The 18,625-nt window shown below is 34.0% G+C and carries 18 protein-coding genes; 14 read left to right on the plus strand and 4 right to left on the minus strand.

Annotated features, from left to right (window positions below):
- Positions 1 to 57 precede the first annotated feature (57 nt).
- Positions 58 to 657 carry a lysophospholipid acyltransferase family protein gene (locus ACQKNZ_RS11290; RefSeq protein ID WP_144536362.1) on the plus strand — a complete coding sequence of 200 codons (600 nt, stop codon included), beginning with the start codon at positions 58 to 60 and terminating at the stop codon, positions 655 to 657.
- A gap of 283 nt (positions 658 to 940) precedes the next feature.
- Complete coding sequence (locus ACQKNZ_RS11295) at positions 941 to 1,738, plus strand: DUF4097 family beta strand repeat-containing protein (RefSeq protein ID WP_427659752.1); 798 nt, start codon at positions 941 to 943, stop codon at positions 1,736 to 1,738.
- Positions 1,739 to 1,793: 55 nt separating this feature from the next.
- On the opposite strand, the gene ACQKNZ_RS11300 is transcribed toward ACQKNZ_RS11295, so the two are convergent.
- On the minus strand, positions 1,794 to 2,285 hold the full coding sequence (locus ACQKNZ_RS11300) for an N-acetyltransferase family protein (protein ID WP_427659754.1): 492 nt from the start codon (positions 2,283 to 2,285) through the stop codon (positions 1,794 to 1,796).
- 183 nt (positions 2,286 to 2,468) lie between these two features.
- Between ACQKNZ_RS11300 and ACQKNZ_RS11305 the strand changes: the two genes are divergently transcribed.
- From ACQKNZ_RS11305 to ACQKNZ_RS11345, 9 genes are all read left to right on the plus strand, one after another.
- On the plus strand, positions 2,469 to 3,374 hold the full coding sequence (locus tag ACQKNZ_RS11305) for an aminoglycoside phosphotransferase family protein (RefSeq protein WP_427659756.1): 906 nt from the start codon (positions 2,469 to 2,471) through the stop codon (positions 3,372 to 3,374).
- Positions 3,375 to 3,584: 210 nt separating this feature from the next.
- Complete coding sequence (locus ACQKNZ_RS11310) at positions 3,585 to 5,189, plus strand: spore germination protein (protein ID WP_427659758.1); 1,605 nt, start codon at positions 3,585 to 3,587, stop codon at positions 5,187 to 5,189.
- 17 nt (positions 5,190 to 5,206) lie between these two features.
- Positions 5,207 to 6,382, plus strand: a complete 1,176-nt coding sequence (locus ACQKNZ_RS11315; RefSeq protein ID WP_427660151.1) for a Ger(x)C family spore germination protein — start codon at positions 5,207 to 5,209, stop codon at positions 6,380 to 6,382.
- A gap of 5 nt (positions 6,383 to 6,387) precedes the next feature.
- On the plus strand, positions 6,388 to 6,618 hold the full coding sequence (locus ACQKNZ_RS11320; protein WP_427659760.1) for a hypothetical protein: 231 nt from the start codon (positions 6,388 to 6,390) through the stop codon (positions 6,616 to 6,618).
- A 33-nt stretch (positions 6,619 to 6,651) separates the two neighbouring features.
- Positions 6,652 to 7,761 carry a GerAB/ArcD/ProY family transporter gene (locus ACQKNZ_RS11325; protein ID WP_427660153.1) on the plus strand — a complete coding sequence of 370 codons (1,110 nt, stop codon included), beginning with the start codon at positions 6,652 to 6,654 and terminating at the stop codon, positions 7,759 to 7,761.
- A 111-nt stretch (positions 7,762 to 7,872) separates the two neighbouring features.
- Complete coding sequence (locus ACQKNZ_RS11330) at positions 7,873 to 8,454, plus strand: hypothetical protein (protein WP_427659762.1); 582 nt, start codon at positions 7,873 to 7,875, stop codon at positions 8,452 to 8,454.
- 215 nt (positions 8,455 to 8,669) lie between these two features.
- Positions 8,670 to 9,626 (plus strand): tyrosine recombinase XerC, encoded by a 957-nt coding sequence (locus tag ACQKNZ_RS11335; protein WP_154310789.1) that lies wholly within the window; start codon positions 8,670 to 8,672, stop codon positions 9,624 to 9,626.
- A 387-nt stretch (positions 9,627 to 10,013) separates the two neighbouring features.
- Positions 10,014 to 10,880: a GNAT family N-acetyltransferase gene (locus ACQKNZ_RS11340; protein ID WP_340863173.1), complete on the plus strand. Its 867-nt coding sequence runs from the start codon at positions 10,014 to 10,016 to the stop codon at positions 10,878 to 10,880.
- Between the two features lie 414 nt (positions 10,881 to 11,294).
- Complete coding sequence (locus ACQKNZ_RS11345) at positions 11,295 to 11,483, plus strand: hypothetical protein (RefSeq protein ID WP_144536379.1); 189 nt, start codon at positions 11,295 to 11,297, stop codon at positions 11,481 to 11,483.
- Between the two features lie 11 nt (positions 11,484 to 11,494).
- On the opposite strand, the gene ACQKNZ_RS11350 is transcribed toward ACQKNZ_RS11345, so the two are convergent.
- The 3 genes from ACQKNZ_RS11350 to ACQKNZ_RS11360 form a co-directional block, all read right to left on the minus strand.
- A complete protein-coding gene (locus ACQKNZ_RS11350) occupies positions 11,495 to 11,695 on the minus strand; it encodes a hypothetical protein (RefSeq protein ID WP_144536382.1) in 201 nt (66 codons plus the stop codon).
- A 32-nt stretch (positions 11,696 to 11,727) separates the two neighbouring features.
- Complete coding sequence (locus tag ACQKNZ_RS11355; protein ID WP_144536385.1) at positions 11,728 to 12,618, minus strand: hypothetical protein; 891 nt, start codon at positions 12,616 to 12,618, stop codon at positions 11,728 to 11,730.
- A 359-nt stretch (positions 12,619 to 12,977) separates the two neighbouring features.
- Positions 12,978 to 14,735 carry a glycoside hydrolase family 13 protein gene (locus tag ACQKNZ_RS11360; protein ID WP_340863172.1) on the minus strand — a complete coding sequence of 586 codons (1,758 nt, stop codon included), beginning with the start codon at positions 14,733 to 14,735 and terminating at the stop codon, positions 12,978 to 12,980.
- Positions 14,736 to 15,057: 322 nt separating this feature from the next.
- Between ACQKNZ_RS11360 and ACQKNZ_RS11365 the strand changes: the two genes are divergently transcribed.
- The 3 genes from ACQKNZ_RS11365 (at position 15,058) to ACQKNZ_RS11375 (ending at position 18,607) form a co-directional block, all read left to right on the plus strand.
- Complete coding sequence (locus ACQKNZ_RS11365) at positions 15,058 to 16,350, plus strand: extracellular solute-binding protein (protein ID WP_154310792.1); 1,293 nt, start codon at positions 15,058 to 15,060, stop codon at positions 16,348 to 16,350.
- A gap of 132 nt (positions 16,351 to 16,482) precedes the next feature.
- Positions 16,483 to 17,763 (plus strand): carbohydrate ABC transporter permease, encoded by a 1,281-nt coding sequence (locus ACQKNZ_RS11370; protein ID WP_144537180.1) that lies wholly within the window; start codon positions 16,483 to 16,485, stop codon positions 17,761 to 17,763.
- 1 nt (position 17,764) lies between these two features.
- A complete protein-coding gene (locus ACQKNZ_RS11375) occupies positions 17,765 to 18,607 on the plus strand; it encodes a sugar ABC transporter permease (RefSeq protein WP_144536394.1) in 843 nt (280 codons plus the stop codon).
- The last annotated feature ends 18 nt before the right edge of the window (positions 18,608 to 18,625 follow it).

Here is an 18,625-nt window from a genome sequence, read left to right on the forward strand (position 1 = left end):
CGATATTTACTCTACAATTAGCACTAGGTGCTAATCGTAGATAATAAGGTGGGTTATATGTATAAATTTGTATTAAGTATTGCTAAAATAATTGTAAGGATATTCGGGAAAGTAGAAGTGCTAAACAAGGAACTGCTGCCGCAACAAGAAGCATACATTGTTACTTGTACTCATAGGGGCTGGCTAGAAATTGTTATATTAGGAATTGCTATTCCAAGACCAGTTCATTTCATGGCAAAAAAAGAACTATTTGATAATCCGATAATCGGATTTCTTTTACGCAAAATCAATGCATTTCCGGTAGATAGAGAAAATCCTTCTCCTAGCACTATTAAAATTCCCGTTAAACTATTAAAAAGAAAAGAAGTTGTCGGCATTTTCCCAAGCGGAACTCGAAATTCAGAGGGAGCGCCCTTAAAAAGAGGCGCAGTAACTATTGCAAACTTGTCGAAATCCCCGATTGTTCCAGCCTATTATTACGGTCCTCGAACATTGAAGGAGTTAAAAAGAATGAAAAAAGCTGTAATAATGTTTGGTGAACCAATTTTCATAAATGTTCAAAAAAAAGACGAACTAGCTAGCTATACAGAACTACTTAATGAAAGAACAAAATTATTAGAAGAAGAAATACAAACCACATTAGAAAATAAGAAATAATAATCAGACCTAAGCCTTACATAACAAGAGACTTAGGTCTATTTTTAACATTACATATTTTTATTATAATTTGGTAAATGTTAACTTTTGAAGGTTATTAGTAGCAAATAGCTCCTGGATATATCTTGCTTTTTCTATGTGGAAGTCGATAAAACCATGCTATAACAATAATATGAAGAGCATATATTAATCTATATACGGCTTAGGTCTTACACTTAAACAGCTCTTCAGACCATTTATATGTTTTTCAAACACACTATAATGAAGTTAAGGAGGGAAATATATGAACTTAAAAAAAATTATTATCTTATGTGTATCAATTTTACTCGTAGGAGCTATCATCAATATTGGTTTTGATATAAAAGGTCTATTTCAAGCAGACGCAGCTAAAGTGTCAACTATAGCAGAGACGTATGAAAATGTGGAGGTTGTATCAGACAATGCTTCCATTACAGTTTTACCAACAACCGATTCAAACACTAAGGTAGAATATACAGGAAATACAAAACAGAAGAAAAAATATAAGTTTTCAGCAAAAGTTAAGGGTGATACTCTTTATGTAGAGTTGTTAGAAAAGAGATGGAATACTTTTCAATTTGGTATTAATTCGGGTAGCACGAAACTAACGATTTATCTTCCAGAAAAGGTTTATGATGATATTAATCTTTCAACTTCAAATGGAAGTATCAAAGCAAACAATATTCAGGGTGATCAACTTATTTTTGAATCCAATAACGGGTCAGTATTACTAGAAGACATCGTTGGAAAAAATGTTCATGCTGAAACGGATAACGGAAAAGTTGCTTTGAAAAATATAGCTGGAATCATTGTGGCTGATTCAGATAACGGTGCGATAAGTCTAGAAACGAAAAATCTTGATCAACATATTAACCTCAGCACTGATAATGGAGCTATTGAAATAAAGACAGAGAATGAACCGACGAATGCAACTATTCAAACAAAAAATGACTTAGGCGGAATCGATCTTTTCGGTTCATCTGATTCTTCTATCACTTACGGTAAGGGAGAATATCTCATCAAACTTGATACTGATTTAGGTAGAATTTCTGTTCGAAAGTAGAATAATAAGTGAGCGGACTATGAATTTTCTATTTATAGTCCATTTTCTCATTATATTAATTTTCGGTTTCTCTTTCTAAGTTTATCGTCATTTTCCTGCTGATTGTTTTCATTCCTAATCTTTCATAAAAGGTAATAGCACCTTCATTGAAATCCCACACATTAAGTTCCAAGGCTGTTGCTCCTTTACTACTTGCCCAGTACATACACTCTTCAAATAGAATTTTTCCTATACCCTTTCTTTTATGACTGTTTTTTACTCCAAAATCGTTCACATATGCATATTTTCTTGGAGCAAGTGAGTCGAAAGGTGGAGCCTCCATTACCTCCAATACAGCAAAACCTATGATTTGATTATTTTTTCTAACTACTAATACTTCACTTGCTGGTTCGATTAATAACGATTGAAAGTAATCGAGTGGCATTACTTGGTCGACTCTGCTAAAAATATGGGGTAAAGCTCGGTGGTGTTCATCTTGACTCTCTTTTACTATGGAGTTAACCTCATCAAAATCAGCTATGGTTGCAGTTTCTATTGCAATAGTCATTTTATCTCCAACTTTCAGTAGTTATTTCATTCTATTTTACTAAAGTATTTTTTAAATATAAATAACAATTCTCACAAATTAAATAAGAAGCACCAAAGATATTAGTAATTATTTTATACTTATAAGAGAAGCTAATATATTTTAGAAATGGTAAATTAAGAGCTAGAGAATGGAGGTAGGGTTATGGAGTATCCCCAATCGTTTGTGCAAAAGATAAAGGGGGCTTTTGGAGAAGAAGGCATACAATGGCTTAGTCATTTACATCAAATCATAGAAGTTTACGAAAAAAAGTGGGAACTAACAATATTAAGCCCGGTAGATAACATATCCTACAACTATGTATTAAATGTTAAGCAAATAAACGGCTGTCCAGCAATTTTAAAAATCGGTGTCCCCAATATAGATTTTTCAAATGAAATCAACACCCTTGCTTCATATGATGGAAATGGAAGCGTAAAACTTTTGCGATATGAAAAGAAACATGGAATAATGCTACTGGAGAAAATTATTCCAGGCAACATGCTGTTTGATTTATCAGAAGAAGAAGCAATTGAACAATACGCCACTGTGTGGTCAAAACTCCCTAGGAAGGTAAATCTATCACTTACGACGCCTAATATTAGTAATTGGTTCTCCGCCTTTGACCGATATGTAGAAAGTGATTATGACTTTGTCGAATATCCTCCAAAGAAGTTTGTACTTGAAGCAAAGCTTCATTCTCTGGACTTTATGAATCCATCCAATGAATTTCTTTTACATGGTGATTTACACCATGAAAACATCCTTTACTCAGATGAAAAAGGATGGACCGTAATTGATCCAAAAGGAGTGGTAGGTCATCTTTACTTAGACTTCACCTCTTTTATGGTTAATCATCTGCCAAAAAACAAAGATGTAAAACAGGTTCTCAATAATCGAATTAACCGTTTATCAAATCTTTTACACTTAGACAAACAAAAATTAGTTGAAGCTAGTTTCGTAATGGCAACCTTAAGCATGTGTTGGGCAATTGAAGATAATGATTCCTATTGGAGAAAGGTATATTATTGTGCCCAATGTTTTAAAGAACTTCTCATAGAGGATTGTTAATATAATAAGTAGTTGAAAACTTAAAAGTGGACAACAAAGGTTCGAGCACAACTTAAAAAGATGGAGAAAATGAATCATTTTCTCCATCTTTTTGTATTTAGGACTATTTAGACTTACCTATTTTAACTGTATATTGCAGTTTGATTTTGAATAAATAATGCATAAAATGGAAACACTTTTTCGTAGGATACTCACGAAAAGAGGGAAGAAATGTTTTTTTTAAAACGAAAGAAGAAAGTCGTATTATCATCATCGAGCACTGGTGATCGATTTGATTCGAAACAATTCGATAAACAACAATCCCTCAAGCAACAACTTGATGAAAATCTCAAGACTATAACAAGCTCCCTTGGTAATAGTAATGATATTATCATTCGAGAAATAAAAATTGGAACAAACGGAATTTTAAAAGCTGCAATTATATATACAGATGGACTTAGTGATGCTAATGCTATACAAGAATTTGTAATGGAATCATTAATGATTGATTTGAATGATATTCCAATTGGCGAAACTATAATGAATGAATCTGAAATTATGAATACATTAAAGAATTATGCATTAACTGTTGGAGAATTAAAAGAAGTGAAAGATTTTAATGTGTTGTTCACCTCTTTACTATCAGGAAACACTATCTTATTGATTGACGGTGCAGAATTAGGTTTTATAATCGGAAACAAAAATTGGCAGCAACGTGCGGTAGCAGAGCCGACTTCACAAACTGTCATAAGAGGTCCTAAAGAAGCTTTTACAGAAAATTTAAGAGTTAATACTGCCCTAATCAGAAGAATTATAAAGGATACAAATCTATGGATGGAACAAGTTGAGCTAGGTACTAGGACCAAAACCAATATTGCCATTATGTATATTAACGGAATTGCAGAAGAGTCTGTTATTAAAGAGGTTCATGCACGTTTGAATGAAATTAATATTGATGGAATATTAGAGAGTGCTTATGTCGAAGAATTAATACAGGATGAACCCAACACCCCTTTTCCAACAATCTATAATACGGAGCGACCTGATTCTGTAGCTGCTTGCTTGTTAGAAGGTAGGGTAGCAATATTTGTAGATGGTTCTCCTTATGCTCTCATAGTGCCTACATTATTTGTGCAATTTTTTCATTCCCCAGAGGATTTTTATCAAAGACATTGGATGGCTACTTTTGTTCGATTATTGAGATTTTTCGCCTTTAGTATATCCTTGTTATTTCCCGCCATGTTCATAGCCTTAGTAAACTTTCATAGAGAAATGTTACCTACTGAATTATTAGTAAGTATAGCTTCTCAAAAAGAAAATACCCCTTTTTCTACCCTTACTGAGGTAGTCGTGATGGAAATAGCTTTTGAACTATTAAGAGAGGCTGGTCTCCGGATGCCTCGAGTTATAGGATCTGCAATGTCAATTGTCGGGGCTTTTGTAATAGGAACTGCAGCAGTAGAAGCTGGGTTAATATCTGCAGTAATGGTAATTGTAGTCTCGCTCACTGCAATTGCTAGCTTTGTAGCACCGACCTATAACATTGCAATCTCAGGAAGATTACTACGTTTTGGTTTTATATTATTGGCCGGTATGTTCGGATTATTTGGTATAGTACTAGGACTAATTTTGTTGATACTTCATTTGTGTCATCTTAAATCTTTCGGAATCCCATACATGTATCCATTTGCGCCATTTAATTTAGTTGGACAGAAAGACACAGTATTGCGTTCACCTCTTCAGAAAATGACTCATCGTTCTTCCTACTTTTCTAAGAATTTGGTGAGACAGCATGCTCCAAGCACTAAAGAGAAAAAGAGTAAGGGGAAAACATAAAGATTATGATAAAAAAAATGTCCTTAATGATTTGTTTATTGTTACTTTCCGGGTGTTGGGATAAGTCTGAGTTAAATGAAATAGCAATAGCATTGGCTATTGGTATCGATTTAATAGATGATGAATACGTGGTAACAGCTCAAGTCATTGTACCATCAGAACTTTCTCAAAATGGGGGGACTGGGAACTCGCAAATTACAATGCTGAAAGCAAAAGATAAAAGTGTACTTGGAGCAATTAATAAAGTCACCGAAGCTTCACCTCGAGCAATATATCCTGGTCACCTTCAAATATTAGTCTTTGGTGAAACATTAGCTCGAGAAAAAGGAATTGTAGAGACAGTTGATTCATTCACTAGAAATTGGGAGGTTCGGTCTGATTTTTTTATTGCTGTAGCAAAGGATACTAATGCAGAGGAGATATTAAAGGTACAGACCCCTCTTGAAATTGCTCCTATTCATATGTTTTACAGCATCCAGCAAACTGCCCAAAATAGTGGTAAAAGCGTTAGGATTTCATTAATCGAAATTGCACAAGAATTAGAGAAGGTTGGAAAACAACCAGTATTAGCAAAAGTAGAATTAAAAGGGGATACAAAAAAAGGTGCAAGTAAACAAAATTTAGAAGGGATAAATCCAGAGGCTCATCTTAACATGTCAGGACTTAGTGTATTTAAAAAGGATAAATTAGTTGGATGGTTAGAGCAAGAGGATACAGTCAATTTTAACATTATAACGAATCATCTAAAATCAACAGTAGATACTGTTTCTTGTCCTAAAGAAGGAAATATTGAACTAAGAATAAACAAGGCTAAATCCAAATTGAAAGGCAATGTTATCAATGGTCAGCCAAAAATTGATATGAACATAAAATTATCAGGAAATATAAATGCAATTGCTTGTGACATTGATCTCCAAGATGAAAATATCATTAAGGAATTAGAAACAAACTACGAAAAACAACTGAAAGCCTCTATGCTAAAAACAATAAAAAAATTACAGGACGAGCATCATTCAGATATATTCGGTTTTGGGAGGACTATATATGAAAATGATCCAAAGGGATGGAACAAAATAAAAGATCAGTGGACAGAGGAATTATTCGCAGAGCTGGAAGTAATTATTGAAGTGGAAGCAACAATAAAAAATACAGGAATAACCAATAACTCTCTTTTGGGTAATGTAAAGGATTAAATTGAATGGTAAATAGCTTAATTATCATATCTATTGGGGCATTAATCATCAAATTGGATTTACCTTTATTGAAAAATAAATCAGAAAAAAAAGAGAAATTTTTATATTGGATTTTATTTTTTTTAGGATTGGGTCTTTGCTTTTTTATAGCATTCAGTATTCCAATTCCATTAGCAGATTTTTTGTCCAAATTATTTAAGCCTATTAGTAATTTACTTATGGACGAAAAATTGTAAAGAAAGGAGCGAAATATTATAACTTCCTATAACATAAATTCATTTCAATTTTTTGTGCTCGTTCTTTTTTTTACAATTGGTTCTAGCATCATATTCGTTCCGTCACATCTAGCACAGCATTCAGAGCAAGATGCCTGGATAGCTAGTATTATGGGAATACTGGGGAGTATAGTAATTGTCTATATGTATACCTTATTAGCTGGCTGGTTTCCAGGTTTAAATTATATTGCTATTAATAAGAAAATATTTGGAGGTTTTCTCGGGTCCATTTTTTCTATTTTCTTTATTATTTTGGTAATCATTTTCGCTGCAATATTACTGGCAGATGCGGGTTCATTTCTCACCACACAGATGCTACCTAAAACACCTCCGGTTATTATTAATGCCTTACTCGCATTATTGGTGGTAGTAGCTCTTAGATTAGGATTGAATACACTTGCACTTTCTGCAGAAATATTATTATTTATATTTCTCATCTTCTTTTCCTTTCTAGTGCTGTCTACTTTATCAATAGTAGATACACATAATTTATTGCCAGTGTTTCAGAAAAATATTGGCACTTTAGCAGATTCCTCTTTATTTTACATTGTAATATCTACTACCAATTCACTCGTTTTACTTATGGTTTACCCTTACGTTTCAGAAGGCGTGAAGAAGGCGAAAAAAGCTTATCTTTTCGGTAACTTTGTAGGGGGAGTATTAGTATTTATTGTTACTATCTTGTGCATTGCTGTACTAAGTGCACCTTTAACCTCGAGATTGACTTATCCAAGCTATTACCTTGCAAAACAAATTACGATTGGAGATGCAGTAAGCCGTATTGAAGCCTTGATGGCTGGTATTTGGATTATTAGTATATTCTTGAAGTTATGTTTATATTTTTTTGCTGCAATATTTGGCATTGTCCAACTATTCAGACTGAAAAATTATAAATTACTTTGTTATCCCATTGGAATAATTGTTACCGCTCTTTCCATAATCATATTTCCAAATGTAGTAGTGCAACGAAATTTTGTTGGGAGTACTGTCGTTTCTATGAGTATTTTTGGCTTTTTATTCATCCCAATCTTAATGATGCTTGTGTATTCTATCCGCAGAAAATCATTAAAGGCACAAAATAAAACACTTGAAACAGATCCGTGATGAGTGAATTCATTGCTGGGTCTTTTTTTATTCCAATTTTTTAAAATTTATTGTTTACTACGTTCTACTCAGGGAAACCAATTAATAATGATAGGAAAAGGGGGGAAGAATATGAACGCTGCAATCCAATATAACGGATTGGTATTACTTTATGGCTATCTTCAAAGGTTATACGTTCATGAAAGAACAAAAAGGTTGCTTGATAATGGAGCTTTTAACGTGGAGAAAATAGATATTATTACACAACATTTAAAGAAAATACATGACATTACAGATGTATTTGACAACAATAAAAAATTAGATGAAACAAATCAGGCTTTGTTGTTAGACATAGCTAATGTTTGCAGCGAAATGTCTGATGAATACAAAAATGAAATCTTAAATAGCAAAACCTTTAAGGATGAGCTCGCAGTAGTTGCCTCTACCATTTACGCCGAGGAGCATATAAATAATGGAATCATAAAAATGGGCGAGTTATTTAATCCAGAAATTCAAGATCGGTTCATGCAACAAATATTATATTACAGAAATCGAGTAGCACTAGTAAATGCTGTAGTACAAAAAGAAACAGAAGGCAAAGAGATATCAGAAAAAGAAAAGGAACAAATAAAAAATTGGTATGTAGAAACTTCGCAAACCTCTAGTTACATGAAAAAGGATTTTGATTCCATTAAGGAGTACATTCAAAGCTAAAAAGAGAATTATACTAGATTAGATTCAGAGCTCCCTTCAAGGTAATTATACGGAAATGATTTTCTAAAGTGCTCTCAGAGCCAATCTCAAGCATTCATAAAAAACGACAAAAATCCTAAATAAAGTAAAATATTTAAAGAAATTTTAAAAAGGTTCCCAAATTCATATTTGGGAACCTTTTTTTGTGATAAAATGGGTGTTATGAGGTGAGCGAATTGCAACGAGAAATTCCAAGATTGCTTAAGGACTTTTTAGTATATTTAACAACAATTAAAGGGAAATCTCCCCGTACGAGAAAAGAGTATGAATATGATATAAGTTTGTTTCTTCGATTTATTAAATCATTGGATGATGATATACCAGCTAGGAAAATAGACGAGATAAACATAAAAGATGTTACCATTGATCGAATACGTGAAATTACATTAGAAGATTTATACATGTTTATAGAATTTTGTGAGATACAAAGAAACAATAGTGCTGCTACAAGAGCAAGAAAGGTAGCTACACTAAAATCTTTTTTCAAATATTTAAAAGGGAAAAGAAAATTATTGGAGGATAATCCAGCTGATGAGCTGGAAAGCCCCAAGATAGGAAAAAAATCTCCCATTTACATGAACCAAGGAGAGGCAGAGCAGTTTATAGCAGCTATCAAGCATAGCAACCACTATTACCGTAACTATTGCATGGTAATACTCTTTTTAAATTTAGGACTCCGAGTATCGGAGCTATGTGGCTTAAACATTAATTCGATTCATGATCGAACACTTCGAATTGTAGGTAAAGGAGACAAGGAACGAACGGTATATTTAAATAATGCCTGTCTCAGCTCTATTCGCAATTATTTTGAAAAGGAAAGATCATCTATACATGGGGGGAATAGTAATACTGCTTTATTTCTATCCCAAAAAGGGACACGCCTAACTAGACAAACTGTGGCTAAAATTATTAAACAGATCAATATGGATTCTGGACTAAAAAACGATAATATCACTCCACATAAGCTGCGCCATTCAGCTGCAACCATTATGTATAAACACGGAGCTGATATTAGAAGCCTGCAGCAAATTTTAGGTCATACAAGTGTCTCTACCACTCAAATCTATACACATGTTGAAGATAAAGAGATTCAACATGTTTTGGAGAGTAATCCATTCAATCAAACTAATTAAGAGGTTTACATAATATTATTATGTAAACCTATTTCTTTAAATCCATAACATTGTATTAACTTAACAGCAGGGAGTTTATACATTTTATATTGATTCTTTATACATTCAAATATTCCTTTTTAATCATGTAAAAGTATGCAGAACGAAATAAGGACTTGATTTTACAACTTACTTACTAGATGTGACGATCTTATTTCAACGTCATCGAAAAATTATTAAATTTAAGGAGGATAATGCTCTTACATTGTCAAATAGAATTCTTAATATATTTTGGTGATGATACTTTAGAAATAGACTTTGGCACTTAATACAAACTACTTCAACCAATGATTCTGGAAATATGGGTTATAGAGCATTAGTAGAATCATCGATAAAGGGGAATATGTAATGGAAATAAAGACATTAGCTAAATGCACTTTAGATGAGATCACTGAAGCATGGAATAAAGGATTTGAAGGTTATTTATTGCCTGCTACGATGGATACTCACTCATTAATCAAGAAAATAGTAGGTGAGGAGCTTTCGACTGATTTTTCTATCGTCGGTTTTATGGATGGCAAACCAGTTGGCATTATTTTAACTGGCATAAGGGAAGATGGCGGCAAAAAATTAGCCTGGAATGGTGGAACAGGTGTTGCTCCATCCTATAGAGGCAAAGGAGCTGCACTTAAAATGATGGAAGCACTTTTTAAAATCTATCGGAAAAATAATGTTTCAACAGCAACTCTTGAGGCACTTGAAAAAAATGAAAGAGCGATCGCTTTATATAAAAAGTTAGGATATGAAGTGAAGGATTATTTATTATTCATAAGTAAACAGATTAATAGCGATGAATTTCCATTGCAAAATAACAAGTGGACAATGGAAGCAGTTTTACCTGAACAGCTTGCTAAAATTGATTTCTATACATCAAATATTCCATGGCAGTGCCAGTGGCAGAGCCTTAAACACGGGGATGCCTTTGTTGTTAAAGATCAGCTGGGAGGCAGTGTAGGCTATGGTCTTTACAAAAAAGTGATAAATGCAGAAGGCAAGGTTGAAAAGGTCAACATCTACGATTTGAATTATCAACCTGAAAAAATAAATAGTACAGAATTTACGAGGAAGTTTATATCTTACTTAACAGCAAGTATGGAGAATTCGATTGAACTATCAACATTTAACTTTCCATCAAATAATCCTCTAGCAGAAGTTCTTATGGAGATTGGATTTGAAAAGAAAATTGTCCAAGTATATATGGAGAAGCTGATGTAATACCATTGCCCATAAATATACGAAAGAAAAGCGATTGCTTATATAATTAAAAACGGTCTCCATTTCTCATGAATTGAATTTGAGAAATGGAGATTTTCGTAATTCGAATCGCATACATCTGCTTAAAATGAGAGAAAAGTGATATTTATATGCGTTTATTCTAATAGAACTTCTATGTACGTCTGGAGCTTAAAATATCAAGACTAACCACCCTAGATGGTGCATGAGTATGGTTTATACTAATAGCTCCTGCTTTTTATGCATGTTCCATTTCATGTTCCACATCCACTAAATTACTATAATAATATTATGTAAACTAATTATTATCTTCCATATTATGCAAGCAAGTACATACGTCTAATTAGCATAACTGAATATACTACAAAAGGAATATGTAGAAAACGAGGGGAAGCAATGAAAATAAGGGATATTTATGAGCGACTTCTAAGGGGAGAGAAGTTCAAAGGAGTAAATGAAATAAAGTTAAACCACTTACCCGTAAAACGACCAGCAGATTTGGTTGGGCCTTCGCCAATTATGCAGGAGATAGCTGAAAAGCACTCCAAACATTTTAAAGAAAAAAATAGAAAGTACCCACTTTGAACAAGTGGGTACTAACTGTTGTTTTGAAAATAAGTCATTCTCTTTACTAGCGGCTCGGACTTGTTTACATGGATTGGTTTAACTAAATCTCCGGTTATTGCAGCAGTCTTTACAGGTTTCGAACTTTTTTTTGTCGTATTGAATCTACCCAGTTTTCTTGCTGCCCGATTTTTAACATCCTCGGTGCAAATAGGTACCTTTTCACTTAGCATACTCAACACTCCTTTAATGTATAAATTATATTTTATTGGTTTTCAATTGATTCTGAGTTAGTCAATGCCACCATGTATTCAATATTTTCAATATTTTTGGCAATTGTTTTATGAAGAAGCTCAAAAAGATATTTATCAATAATATCAAACGAGTAAGTAAAGCTTTCAATCACTGTTGTAAATTCTAAATTGTCATATGCAAAATAGTAAACTAAATAATTTTTCTTCCATACATTTAAGTCATCTGTCCTATTAAACACTACTGCCTCTCCAGTTTCCTTTGATTCATCTATTAGGTTCACAAACTTTTCAGGGGTGTCTCCAGTATACACAGCAAAAGAAAACGCACCATTGATTGGTTGATTTTTGTAACCGATTTGTGTTTCCTCTAAAAAATATTCTAAAACCTCTTTAAAATCGATTGCCGACCTGAATAAGAACTCCAGAGTTCTTCCAGAGGCGTCGTCACCTGTAAAATAAGCCATGAGCTTTGCTTTTGTACCACTGATTTCCACTGTTTCAATAGCGGCTTGCTCAATATTATCTACTTCAAATTCTAAATTCAAAAACTTAAACCTTTTTAATCTCTTAAAAGCAACTGGGATTATTAAAAATAATAAAAACCATATAAATAGTAAAAAGAGTCCTCTAAAAATGACTTGGTTAAAATTTGATTCAACAAAGGGTTTTATAATAAGTGAAAAAGTAGTTTCTTGAACAGTTTGTACTGTATTAGAATTATCTACCTCAATTTCCTGAAGAAAAAATGCTTTAGGGTTCTCCTGCCATGTCGAAATGCCAATGATTAGGGAGGAGGTGGCCATCCACACCAAAATTAACAGAATTCCTATCGTATAAATATAGGGAATCATCATGTTTATCCATTGAAAAAGAGTACGTTTTTCTTGAAAACGGGAATTCATATGGGCTACGCCTCCGTCATATAAAACGAGTTGTATATTTGTTTTATCAATTGATTGTATGTGACAGAGCCCAAAATATTACCTGATTCCTATTTATCATATGAAAGGTTGCTCCAAAAATTGATAGTAGCGATAGAATAATAGAATGGAAAAATTTAAGGTGGGTTGACCTAGTAGCTAAAAATGCATTTAATGTGCTATTATCCAGACATGCGAGAACAACGGACAGACCATTGACATAAAATAACGTTAAAAAAGATGGTGAGACCTTATGTCACACCATCCTATCTATATTTTTCTATTAGTTAGAGTTTATTGTACATACTAAACATTTTTTATTTGATTAATTGAAGTTATGCTCATACTACAACGCTTGCATTTTTCTTTATAATTGCAAAACCATAACCATTTAAGCTTATTGCGGTGCTATTGAAACTTTTAGTATCGCTATATAATAGATCATATTTGCTTGTTTGGTCTAAATCCAGGGCCTGCTCCGTTTGTGATGGATTATATAATACTAGTACGGAATAATCATCATTGAATTTCTCATAACCAAAAATACCATTTTCAGAAGAAGGACGGATAAATCTCACAGAGCCTTCGTTTGCAAGTAGCTTCTCTTGTTTTCTTAATTTAATAAGGGTTTTAATATGGGTTTTCATCTCCAGATTATGCTTTGATTCATCCCATTCCATACATTCTCTACAACCAGGGTCTTGACCACCAGTTAATCCGATTTCATCTCCATAATAGATACAAGGTGTCCCCATAAAGGTTAAAAGAACAGTGAAGATTTGTTTCGTTTTGTTAATATTGTTATCACATTCTGTTAATACTCTTGCCGTATCATGACTTCCAACAAGGTTAAAAGTATAGTCAAAAACATTTTTAGGATAGTTGTAATAAACTTTAGTAATATTTTCTACAAACTGTCGAGAACTAATACTTCCATTTACTAAAAGATTAAACAAATTGGTTTTAAAGGGATAGTTCATGACCGCATCAAACTCATCTCCTCGAAGCCAAGGCATCGAATCATGCCAAATCTCCCCTAATATATATATATCTGGCTTAATATTTTTTACTACAGTTCTAAACTCTCGCCAGAAATGATGATCCACTTCATTAGCAACATCTAATCTCCAGCCGTCTATGTCATACTCCTCAATCCAGTAAGCTCCTACATCTAATAAGTATTTCTTTACTTCAGGATTAGCTGTATTTAACTTTGGCATAGACTCTACAAAACCAAACGCCTCATAATTTGGTCTCTCTCCACCTCGGACAGGGAAGTCATGAATATGGAACCAATCCTTATAATGAGAACTTTCTCCATTTTTTAATACATCTTGAAAAGGGGGGAAGTAGTACCCACTATGATTGAAAACAGCATCTAGCATCACCTTTATGCCACGTTTATGACATTCTTTCACAAGAAGCTTTAAGGATTCTTTATCACCAAATTGAGGATCGATTTCTAAGTAGTTGATTGTGTCATACTTATGGTTGGAACTAGCTTGGAATACAGGTGTAAAATATATTCCATTTATACCTAAGTCATTTAAATAATCCAAATGTTGAATGACCCCGGCAAAGTCCCCACCAAAAAAATTATTTATTGCAGGAGGCTCGGAACCCCATACCTTAGCGGTTGGAGGATTAATAGAGGGATCACCGTTTGCAAAGCGCTCTGGGAAAATTTGATACCAAACAGTGTCTTTTACCCAGGAAGGGGCCTCAAAAATATCATTGCTGTGCAAATATGGAAAACAAAAATAGTAGTCGGAATCATTAGGAGCTTCCGAGTAGAACCCTTTTTCTGTATAAACAATTTGCTCATCATTTGAAATTAACTTAAAGCCATAACGGATTCTATTCGTCTCAGAGAAAACCTTAATCTCCCAGTAATCATGCACTTCATCAGATCCTACCAAATACATTCTAGCCACGTTATATTTCCATTCTCCATTTTCCCAAATGTATGGATCTCCATGGATTAGTAATGCTTCGTTAAGATCATTTGCTTTCGTCTTTAAGCGTATATGCATTGTTTTTTCTTCTAATAGATACGCTAAGTTGTCTACCGGTCTATGAAATACAGCAGCTCTTTCCATATAACTCCCCTTTTCCAATTATCACTTCTACTAATTTGACTATATTTTTACACAAATAAAATATTTTTTTAAAAAATTTAAAAAAGTGTTTGTGTAAACTTACTTTAAATGTATAATAAAACCATAAGTTGTGCAATCGCTTTCATAAAATTTAGTTGAAATAATATTTTTCTATTTAACTTACATACCATGCAATAACAGGAATAAATAGAAAATTATTTTCATAGATAAATTTTATGTTAGCGTTTTCATTAAATTTATTGTGCAAACGGTTGTACAACTTTGGTAAAAAAGAGAGACACAAATTGGGAGGGTTAAAGAAATGAAAAAGTCACTATCATTCTTATCTATTTTGGTTCTACTGATGGCTATTTTAGCAGCATGTGGACCAGATAGAGAAACTAACACGGGCACGTCTACTTCAAACAATAATGAAAATGCTGGTAGCTCGGATGAACCTGCTAAACCAGAAAAGCTAATTGTATGGGAAGATACAGATAAATCTGTAGCCTTAAAACCTGCAATAGAGTCCTTTGAAAAAGAATATGGTATTAAAGTAGAATTCAAAGAATTAGGTATGGCTGATAAAATGCGTGATCAGCTTCGTATGGACGGTCCATCTGGAACTGGTGCAGACGTTGTTACTTTACCTCATGACCAAATCGGCCAGGTAGTAACAGAAGGTCTTATACAAGAAATTGAAGTAAGTGATGAAGTTCTATCAACCTTCAGTGATTCTTCTGTAAATGCACAAAAATACGATGGCAAGCTTTATGGGCTTCCTAAAGCGACAGAGACACCAGTATTCATCTATAACAAGGCATTGATGTCTGAAGCACCGGAAACTATGGATGAGGTATATGAGTTTTCAAAAGGTTTTACAGATGGCAAACAATTTGGATTTATCGCAACTTGGGATGATTTCTATTTTGCACATGGGGTAATTGCTGGTATGGGCGGATACGTTTTCAAGGAAAATGATGGTGCTCTTGACAGAGACGATATCGGTTTAAATAACGAGGGAGCAATTGAAGGAGCTTCTTACATTCAAAAATGGTATTCAGAAGGATTATTCCCTAAAGGAATTATTGGGGAAAGTGGTGGTTCTACTAGAGACGGTCTATTCAACGAAGGAAAAATTGCTTCAGTTATGAATGGTCCTTGGTCTTTCCAAAGCATGAAGGATGCTGGAATAGATATCGGTATTTCAGCAATGCCAAAGCTTCCGAATGGTGAACCAATGAAAACGTTCATGGGAGTTAAAGGATGGCATGTAACTGCTTTTACAGAACATAAATACTGGTCTACTAAATTAGTCGAATGGTTAACAAACGAAGAAAATGCAAAAATTCGTTTTGAAACTACACAAGAAATTCCACCAGTTAAAACACTTGTAGAAGATCCAATCATTGCAGATAACGAAGGAGCTAAAGCTGTAGCACTTCAATCTCAATATGCAGTTCCAATGCCAAACATTCCAGAAATGGCTGAAGTATGGAGTCCGGCTGCTTCTGCATTGCAAACTATTGCAACTGGAAAAGCTGAGCCTAAGGCCGCAATGGATGATGCAGTTAAAAACATCAAAACAAATATTGAAACAAATCACCCTAAATGATTTTAAATGATTTTTAATCGCAAAGGCATGTTTCCTACACGGGGGCATGGCTTTGCTTATATTTAAAGGATTGTGAATACAATTTTGAGAGAAAATACTCCTTTCAAAGGAAAGAAGGAGGCCGCATTAGCAATGGACAGTAATGCCACCAACAAACATAGAAAAACAGCTGGGTTATTATCGATTATTCCAGGCATTGGTCAGTTTTACAATAAACAATATGTTAAAGGAATCATTTTCTTAGTTTTAACAGCCGCATTTTTTAGTAGTTTTTATCAAACGCTTAATTGGGGCTTTTGGGGATTGTTCACACTTGGAGAAATACCAGGTCTAGACCACTCCGTATTCTTATTAGTAGATGGAGTCATAGCTTTGCTAGTAGCAGCAATCGGTTTAGGTATTTATGCATTTAACATTTACGATGCGTATAACAACGGAAAAAAAAGAGATAAAGGCTTCGAGTTAAACAGTGTAAGAGAGCAATATCATAATTTAATAGACAATGGTTTTCCTTATCTTATGATTTCCCCTGGTTTTTTACTGTTAATCTTTGTTGTAATTTTCCCTATCTTTTTCGTAATATTACTTTCTTTTACTAACTATGATTTATACCACACGCCACCGGCTAAATTAGTCGATTGGGTAGGAATACAAAACTATATTGATATTTTCAAACTAGAGTTATGGCGCTCTACTTTCTTTAGTGTTCTTGGATGGACGATCGTATGGACTTTTGGAGCAACAACAATCCAGGTAGCAATCGGTATATTCCTCGCAGTTGTGATTAACCAAAAGGATTTAAAAGGAAAAGCTGTTTTCCGTACGATTTTAATACTTCCTTGGGCAGTACCAGCATTTATCTCGATTTTGATATTCTCTGGAATGTTCAATGAATCATTCGGAGTAATAAATGATGGCATACTAAGCTTTTTTGGAATAGATCCTGTCCCATGGATGACTTCTGAAATGTGGACCCGTATCGCCTTAATAGGTATACAATCGTGGCTTGGATTTCCTTTTATATTTGCTATGACAACTGGTGTTCTACAGTCTATTCCTGATGAATTATATGAGGCAGCTAACGTGGATGGTGCTTCTATTTGGCAAAAGTTTCGAAGCATCACATTACCGATGGTACTTTATGCGACTGCTCCGATTTTAATCACGCAATATACATTTAACTTTAATAATTTCAACGTAATTTTCTTATTCAACGGCGGTGGGCCAGCATTGCCTGGGCAAAATGCTGGAGGTACAGACATTTTAATCTCATGGATTTACAAGTTAACGATGACTTCCGCTCAGTATGGTAAAGCTGCAGCCATAACGATGCTATTATCCTTAGTTGTTGTAGCCGTTGCCCTATGGCAGTTTAAACGCACAAATTCATTTAAAGAGGAGGATATGATGTGATATGAATATGAAGACTGAAAAAATCATCAGACTGACACTTTCATACTTTATTCTCCTGGTAGCTGCTGTAGTTGTTATTTATCCACTTCTTTGGGTTATTGGTTCATCACTCAATCCGGGTCAAAGCCTTTCGGGATCTACCATGTTTCCTGAAAATCCGACTTTCAAACATTACTTAGACCTGTTCGATATGGAAAACTCTAATTATGTACTATGGTATATCAACTCAATGAAAATTAGCTTGATCACAATGGCTTTAGCTGTAATTAGTGTATCTCTAACTGCATACGCCTTCTCTAGATACCGATTTGTGGGCCGTAAGAATGGATTATTAACGTTCTTAGTACTTCAAATGATCCCTAACTTTGCAGCTCTTATAGCAATTTTTGTTCTTGCACAAAGAACAGAACTTTTAGATACTCATTTAGGATTAATCCTAATTTATACAGGTGGGCAAATCCCTATGAATACATGGCTTATGAAGGGATATTTAGATACTATCCCTAAAGAGCTTGATGAATCTGCAAGGATGGACGGCGCAAGTCACCTCCGTATATTCTGGCAAATCATTATGCCATTAGCTAAGCCAATTATTGCCGTAGTTGCTTTGTTCTCCTTTATAGCACCGTTCGGAGACTTTATACTTGCCCGTGTAATGCTACGCTCCGAGGAAAAATTTACGATGGGCGTAGGACTGTATGAATTAGTATCTAAGCAATTTGGTAATGAGTTTACGACATTTGCAGCTGGTTCCGTTTTAATCGCAATTCCTATAACAATTTTGTTCTTAACTTTCCAAAAGTATTTTATCTCTGGATTGACTGCTGGTGGAACAAAAGGCTGACAATAGTTCATGGAAATT

It is taken from the genome of Psychrobacillus sp. NPDC093200 (assembly GCF_050280345.1).
Classification (GTDB): domain Bacteria; phylum Bacillota; class Bacilli; order Bacillales_A; family Planococcaceae; genus Psychrobacillus; species Psychrobacillus faecigallinarum.

Coding starts and splice junctions, on each gene's coding strand:
- ACQKNZ_RS11290 (WP_144536362.1), top strand. CDS start 58: ATGTATAAATTTGTATTAAGTATTGCTAAAATAATTGTAAGGATATTC.
- ACQKNZ_RS11295 (WP_427659752.1), top strand. CDS start 941: ATGAACTTAAAAAAAATTATTATCTTATGTGTATCAATTTTACTCGTA.
- ACQKNZ_RS11300 (WP_427659754.1), bottom strand. CDS start 2,285: ATGACTATTGCAATAGAAACTGCAACCATAGCTGATTTTGATGAGGTT.
- ACQKNZ_RS11305 (WP_427659756.1), top strand. CDS start 2,469: ATGGAGTATCCCCAATCGTTTGTGCAAAAGATAAAGGGGGCTTTTGGA.
- ACQKNZ_RS11310 (WP_427659758.1), top strand. CDS start 3,585: ATGTTTTTTTTAAAACGAAAGAAGAAAGTCGTATTATCATCATCGAGC.
- ACQKNZ_RS11315 (WP_427660151.1), top strand. CDS start 5,207: ATGTCCTTAATGATTTGTTTATTGTTACTTTCCGGGTGTTGGGATAAG.
- ACQKNZ_RS11320 (WP_427659760.1), top strand. CDS start 6,388: ATGGTAAATAGCTTAATTATCATATCTATTGGGGCATTAATCATCAAA.
- ACQKNZ_RS11330 (WP_427659762.1), top strand. CDS start 7,873: ATGAACGCTGCAATCCAATATAACGGATTGGTATTACTTTATGGCTAT.
- ACQKNZ_RS11340 (WP_340863173.1), top strand. CDS start 10,014: ATGGAAATAAAGACATTAGCTAAATGCACTTTAGATGAGATCACTGAA.
- ACQKNZ_RS11345 (WP_144536379.1), top strand. CDS start 11,295: ATGAAAATAAGGGATATTTATGAGCGACTTCTAAGGGGAGAGAAGTTC.
- ACQKNZ_RS11350 (WP_144536382.1), bottom strand. CDS start 11,695: ATGCTAAGTGAAAAGGTACCTATTTGCACCGAGGATGTTAAAAATCGG.
- ACQKNZ_RS11355 (WP_144536385.1), bottom strand. CDS start 12,618: ATGAATTCCCGTTTTCAAGAAAAACGTACTCTTTTTCAATGGATAAAC.
- ACQKNZ_RS11360 (WP_340863172.1), bottom strand. CDS start 14,735: ATGGAAAGAGCTGCTGTATTTCATAGACCGGTAGACAACTTAGCGTAT.
- ACQKNZ_RS11365 (WP_154310792.1), top strand. CDS start 15,058: ATGAAAAAGTCACTATCATTCTTATCTATTTTGGTTCTACTGATGGCT.
- ACQKNZ_RS11370 (WP_144537180.1), top strand. CDS start 16,483: ATGGACAGTAATGCCACCAACAAACATAGAAAAACAGCTGGGTTATTA.
- ACQKNZ_RS11375 (WP_144536394.1), top strand. CDS start 17,765: ATGAATATGAAGACTGAAAAAATCATCAGACTGACACTTTCATACTTT.